This window comes from Rhodococcus sp. 7Tela_A2, assembly GCF_049311045.1.
Classification (GTDB): Bacteria; Actinomycetota; Actinomycetes; order Mycobacteriales; family Mycobacteriaceae; genus Rhodococcus.
Genome location: NZ_JAXION010000171.1, coordinates 1 through 6493, shown reverse-complemented (window position 1 = coordinate 6493; position 6493 = coordinate 1). Strand labels below are relative to the sequence as shown.

Genomic DNA, 6493 nt, shown 5'->3' with positions numbered 1-6493 from the left:
GGCGGTCCCGCCCGCCACCCCCCCCCCCGCGCCGCAGACCCCCCGGCGCCCCGCGCCCCATCCCCGACCCCCCCCCGGGGGCCGCCCCGACCGTGCTCGCGGAGGCGGACTGGACCGGTCGCCGCGACCGTCACCACGCCGCGGTGGACGCCCTGCTGGCCGACCATCTGCGGCGGCGCGCGGCCGACGAGACGCACCCGGTGCACGACTTCCTGTTCACCTACTACAACTACCGGCCCGGCAAGTTGCGGTTCTGGCATCCCGGTTACGGGACGATCCTGCTCGGTGCCGCGACCCGCGACTACCGGGATCATCCCGGCTACGAGCGGCTCGAGGTGGACGGCGTGCCCGCGGTCCGGGTGAGCGAGGCGGTCCTTGCACACCGCTCCGGCACGGTGGACTTCGTCGCCGGTCTGCTCGCGGCCACCGCGTCCCGTCCGGCCCAGCTCGGGTGCTTCGGTCTGCACGAATGGGCGATGGTGTACCGCACCGGAACCGAGGACGTCCGGCACTCGTCGGTGCCGCTGCGGCTCGGCCACCAGGGCACGGACGACGTGGTGAAATCAATGCAGCTTCGATGCACCCATTACGACGCGTTCCGTTTCTTCACCCCGGAGGCCGCGTCGCGCAACGCCTCGGCACTCACCCAGGACAGCCGGACGGACCGGGAACAACCCGGGTGCCTGCACGCGGGGATGGACCTCTACAAGTGGTGCTTCAAGCTCTCCCCGCTGGTCGACTCCGATCTGGTGCTCGACTGTTTCCGGCTGGCGTCGGCGGCTCGCGAATTGGACATGCGGGCCAGCCCGTATGATCTGAGCGGCTACGGCTACTCGCCCGTCGCCATCGAGACTGCCGCCGGACGCGCACAGTACGTCCGCGAGCAGTCGGCGCTCACCACTCGCGCCGCGGCCCTCCGTGAGGAACTGCTCAATCGCTGCTCCGCCCTGCGCGCGTGTCGACCCGACACCCCTACTGCTACCGGCGGGTAACATAACTGGAGTTTTTCGTGCAAGCACCCGTGGCGCTGCCCCGGGCGCACCGCAACCGGAAAGAGTGAGGCTAATGACAGAACGCGTGCAAATCGGTGGACTCCACATCGCAAAGGTGCTCTACGACTTCGTCAACGACGAAGCGATCCCCGGCACGGGGGTAGACGCAGCCGCGTTCTGGGACGGTGCAGACAAGATCATCCACGAGCTGGCCCCCAAAAACCGAGAGCTGCTCGCCAAGCGCGACGATCTGCAGAGCCGCATCGACACCTGGCACCGCGACCGCGCCGGGCAGCCCCACGACCCCGTCGCGTACAAGGCGTTCCTCGAGGAGATCGGGTACCTCGTCCCCGCCCCCGAGCCCTTCGAGATCACCACGGCGAATATCGACAGCGAGATCGCGACCACGGCCGGACCGCAGCTCGTCGTCCCCGTCCTCAACGCCCGCTTCGCGCTCAACGCGTCCAACGCCCGTTGGGGTTCGCTGTACGACGCGCTGTACGGCACCGACGCCATCCCCGAGGACGACGGCGCCGAGAAGGGCACCGGATACAACAAGGTGCGCGGCGACAAGGTGATCGCCTGGGCCCGCGACTTCCTCGACAAGGCCGTCCCGCTCGCTGAGGGATCTCACGTCGACTCCACCAACTACGCCATCGACGGCACCGAACTCCGGGTCACCCTGGCGGACGGCACCGTCACCGGTCTGGCCCAGCCCGAGAAGCTCGTCGGCTACCTCGGCGACAAGGCCGCCCCCACCTCCGTGCTGCTGCGCAACAACGGCCTGCACATCGAGATCCAGATCGACGCCGAATCCCCCATCGGCAGCACCGACGCCGCCGGCGTCAAGGACGTCGTCCTCGAATCCGCGGTCACCACGATCATGGACTTCGAAGACTCCGTCGCCGCCGTGGACGCCGAGGACAAGGTCATCGGCTACCGCAACTGGCTCGGCCTCAACCGCGGCGACCTGTCCGAATCGTTCTCCAAGGGCGGCAAAACCCTTACCCGCACCCTGGCACCGAACCGCGTCTACACCGCGCTCGATGGCAGCGACCTCGAACTGCACGGACGTTCGCTGCTGTTCGTCCGCAACGTCGGTCACCTCATGACCAACCCCGCGATCCTCGACCGCGACGGCAACGAGGTGCCCGAAGGCATCCTCGACGCTCTCGTCACCAGCCTGTGCGCCAGCCACGGCCTCTACGGCGACGACGAGCACGGGCCGCTGCTCAACAGCCGCACCGGCTCGATCTACATCGTCAAGCCCAAGCAGCACGGCCCCGAAGAATCCGCGTTCACGACCGAACTGTTCGGCCGCGTCGAGGAGATCCTCGGCCTGCCCGCCAACACGCTCAAGGTCGGCATCATGGACGAGGAACGCCGCACCACGGTCAACCTCGCCGCCTGCATCGAAGCCGCATCCGAGCGCGTCGCCTTCATCAACACCGGCTTCCTCGACCGCACCGGGGACGAGATCCACACCTCCATGGAGGCGGGCCCGGTCGTGCGCAAGGCCGCGATGAAGCAGCAGAAGTGGATCGCCGCCTACGAGGACTGGAACGTCGACACCGGTCTCGCCGCCGGCCTGCAGGGCAAGGCACAGATCGGCAAGGGCATGTGGGCCATGACCGACCTCATGCACGACATGCTCGTGCAGAAGATCGGCCAGCCCAAGGCCGGCGCCAACACCGCCTGGGTGCCGTCCCCCACCGGGGCGACGCTGCACGCCACCCACTACCACGAGGTCGACGTCTTCGCGGTCCAGGACGAGCTCAAGGGCAAGACCCGGGCCACGCTCGACGACATTCTCACCATCCCGCTCGCCGAGAACCCGAACTGGTCGGACGCCGAGAAGCGTGAGGAACTCGACAACAACTGCCAGTCGATCCTCGGCTACGTGGTGCGGTGGATCGACCACGGTGTCGGATGCTCCAAGGTCCCCGACATCCACGACGTGGCACTGATGGAAGACCGCGCCACCCTGCGCATCTCCAGCCAGCTGCTCGCCAACTGGATCCGCCACGGTGTCGTCACCGAAGCCGACGTCATCGAATCCCTCGAACGCATGGCACCCGTCGTCGACCGTCAGAACGAGGGCGACGCCACCTACCGGCCGATGGGCCCGGACTTCGCCGGCAACATCGCGTTCCAGGCAGCCAAGGAACTCGTCCTCGAAGGCACCACGCAGCCCAGCGGCTACACCGAGCCGATCCTGCACCGCCGCCGCCGCGAGTACAAGGCCACGTTCGCCTGACCGAACGCCGGCACCGGCACACCCGCCTCGCGCAGCAGGGCCCCGATCCGAGAAGGACCGGGGCCCTGCCCCCCGTGATACGGCTGCACCGTACGGGCTGCACCGCGTACAGCGCCTTCGGCGGCATCACTAGACTGCTGTAGCCGGTCGGATTCGACCGGATTCACGACGAAACGAGGCGAACCCAGACGTGAGCGGGAGACATCGCGGCGACGGTACGCGAGGCATCAGCACAAGCGTGATCGTGGTGGTCGTGGCACTCCTCCTGCTCGTGGTCGCCGTCTTCGGCTGGTTCCAGCTACGCGAACGAATCGACAGGCAGGGCGCGGACGCCGCCGCAACATGCGTCGAAGGCGACGCCGTACTCCGGATCGCCGCCGACCCCCTGATCGCTCCGACACTGACCACGCTCGCCGACCGGTGGAGCACCGACGTCGCTCCCGTCATCCGCGACCACTGCGTCACCGCGCAGGTGTTCGCCGCCGAATCGGCTCCCGTCGCGGCGAGCCTCGGCGCGGACACGCCGTGGAACGCCGCCCTCGGGCCCGGGCCCGCCCTGTGGGTGCCCCTCGATTCCCGCGCCGCCGAACGCGCCACCACCGCCGTCGACGGACAAGCCCGCTCCCTCGCCACCTCCCCGGTCGTGCTCGCCGTTCCCGACGATCTCGGCCGCGCACTCACCAGCTCAGCGGTCGGATGGGACGATCTCCCGAAGCTCCAGCGCGACCCGGCCGCGATGCGCGCCGTGGGCCTCGACGCGTGGGGACAGCTCGCACTCGCGCTGCCCACCGGCGAACGCACCGACGCCACCGCGCTCGCCCTCGAGGGAGTCGCCGCGGCGGTCACCGGCGCCGGCACCGGCCCGGTCACCGTCGAACAGGCCGAGTCCCCGGCTGCTGTCACCGCCGTTACCGAACTGGCGCTCGGCGCCAATGCACTCGGGCCGACCGCCGGGCCCACGACGACCGACGCGCTCGCGGCGCTCGGCGCCCGGGCCGACGTCTCGGCGCCGGTGCACGCGGTGCCGGTCGTCGAGCAGCAGTTGTACGCCTCGCTCGACGGTGACGCGGTACGCGGCGTGTCCGGCTATCTTCCTGTCGGTGCCACCCCGGTGGCGGATTTCCCGGCTGCCGTTGTGGATGCCCCGTGGGTCGACGAGACCCTCTCGCGCGCCGCGGCAGAATTCGTCGATTACGTGCGCAAACCCGAGCAGACACAACTCTTGGTCGAGAACGGTTTCCGGGTCGGCGACGAAGTGCCCGCGCCCATCGACACCATCCGCCTTCCCCGCGTGGACTCGACGCTCGTTCCCGCCCCCCGTGTCGTCACCGACGCACTGCTCCGCACCCGCATCGAGCCGGTGCCGCCCAGCAAGGTCACCTTCGTCGTCGACACGTCGCAGTCGATGTCGACCGTGGACGGCGACGGCACTCGCCTCGCCCACACCGGCGACGCCCTCGATCTCCTCGTCCGCCGCTCCCCCGACACGTCCGTGATCGGCATGTACGTGTTCTCCGACGCCGCACCCGGATACCGGATCGCGGTGGAGCGGGACGGCCTGACCGCGGCGAAGAGAACAGCGCTCGGCAGCGCACTGGACGGCGTCACCCTCACCGAGGACGAGCCCGTGAGTGCCGCGCTGTCCGCCGCGTACCGCGACGCGGTGGACAAGTACGACCCCACCCGCCCGAACGTCGTGCTCGCAGTGATCGACAGCAGCGACACCGACGTGGCCGGTCTCCTCGCCACGGTCGACGAGCTTGCCTCCCCCGACAAACCCGTCCGTGTGAACCTCGTCGTCCTGGGCGAGTCCGCCGACGACCTCTCCGCGTTGCGAGCGGTCGCCGACCGCACCGGCGGAACACTCGAGACCGTCCCCTCCACCGAGGGCGCCGCCCTCGTCGACATCATCCGGAAGCTGGCGTCCTGACCGTGCTCAGATTGCTTGTCATGGCGATCTTCTTCGCCCTCATCACGTATTGGTTGCATCGCCGGCTCGTCCGCGCGCCCGGTGTGACCGGTCGCGCTGCGCTCGGCGCCGACCTCGCCCTCGTAGTGCTCGCGGTCTTCGCCATCGCCGCCGGCTCGGTGGGTACGACGCTCGACCCGTCGTGGGCACGGCCGATCGGGTTCCTCGGGTGGACCTGGCTCGCCGTCGTGCTGTACCTCGGGCTCGGGGTCCTGCTCATCGGCCTCTTCGCTCTCGGGGCACGGCTCGTCCGGCGCGTTCGTGACCGCTCGAGGCCCCGCACCGACGAGCCTGCCGACCCGTCCCGGCGCCGAGCCATCCGCATCGCAACCGCGACACTCGTCGTCGCATCGGTCGGTGCCGTCACCTACGGCGTCGTCGAGGCCGCGCGTCCGCGCGTGGTCGACGTCCGCGTACCCCTGCGTCGGCTCCCCGCCGGATTCGAGGGGACCCGCGTCGCGCTCGTGACCGACCTGCACGCCGGACCCGCTCGCGGTGCCGACTTCGTGCGCCGCGTCGTCGACCTGGTGAACGCGCAACAACCCGACCTGGTGGTCCTCGGCGGCGACCTGGTCGACGGCACCGTGGCCCTCGCCGGAGAGGACCTCGAACCGCTTCGCGACCTGCGTGCACCTCTCGGCGTCTTCGGTGTCAGTGGCAATCACGAGTACTACGCGGACGACGGCATTTCGTGGCTCGACCACTGGGAAACCCTCGGGGTACAGACATTGCGCAACGAGCACGTCGTTCTCACGCGGGGCGGCGACACGATCGCGCTTGCCGGAGTTCACGACTACACGGCGCCGGAACCACACACCGCAGACATGTCGGCCGCGCTCGACGGCATCGAACCCGGCACGGTCGTGGTGCTCGCCGCGCACCAGCCCAAGCATGTCCTCGAAGCGCGTGAGCGCGGCGTGGACCTGCAACTGTCGGGACACACGCACGGCGGACAGATGTGGCCGCTACGTCCGTTGGTCTCACTCGCCAATCCCACGGTGACCGGGCTCGACCGGTTCGGCGACACCTTGATCTACACGTCGCAGGGCACCGGCGCCTGGGGCCCGCCCGTTCGGGTCGGCGCTCCCCCCGAGATCACGATTCTCGAACTCACCGCCGGCGCCTCCTGAAATCAGCCCTCGGGTATGGGCTGAGGTGGGATTCGTCGTTCAGGTGAGGAGTGTTCTGGTTTTCTAGTGTTTCCGTACAATCCAGAATATTGATCGGAGAGCGACTGCCCGGGGGGGGGGGGGGGAGCCCCCCCCCCCCCCCCCC

The 6493-nt window shown here is 69.4% G+C and carries 4 protein-coding genes; all 4 read left to right on the top strand.

Annotation, left to right across the window (positions count from 1 at the left end; translation table 11 throughout):
• Positions 1-59: 59 nt before the first annotated feature.
• The 4 genes from TVH25_RS20340 (at position 60) to TVH25_RS20325 (ending at position 6348) form a co-directional block, all read left to right on the top strand.
• Complete coding sequence (locus tag TVH25_RS20340) at positions 60-992, top strand: 3-methyladenine DNA glycosylase (RefSeq protein WP_422425327.1); 933 nt, start codon at positions 60-62, stop codon at positions 990-992.
• Between the two features lie 73 nt (positions 993-1065).
• Positions 1066-3249 carry a malate synthase G gene (locus tag TVH25_RS20335; protein ID WP_296549284.1) on the top strand — a complete coding sequence of 728 codons (2184 nt, stop codon included), beginning with the start codon at positions 1066-1068 and terminating at the stop codon, positions 3247-3249.
• Between the two features lie 253 nt (positions 3250-3502).
• Positions 3503-5179, top strand: a complete 1677-nt coding sequence (locus tag TVH25_RS20330; RefSeq protein ID WP_422425326.1) for a substrate-binding domain-containing protein — start codon at positions 3503-3505, stop codon at positions 5177-5179.
• 2 nt (positions 5180-5181) lie between these two features.
• The gene (locus TVH25_RS20325; protein ID WP_169653167.1) at positions 5182-6348 is read left to right on the top strand and encodes a metallophosphoesterase; all 1167 of its coding nucleotides are present in this window, start codon (positions 5182-5184) and stop codon (positions 6346-6348) included.
• Positions 6349-6493: the final 145 nt, after the last annotated feature.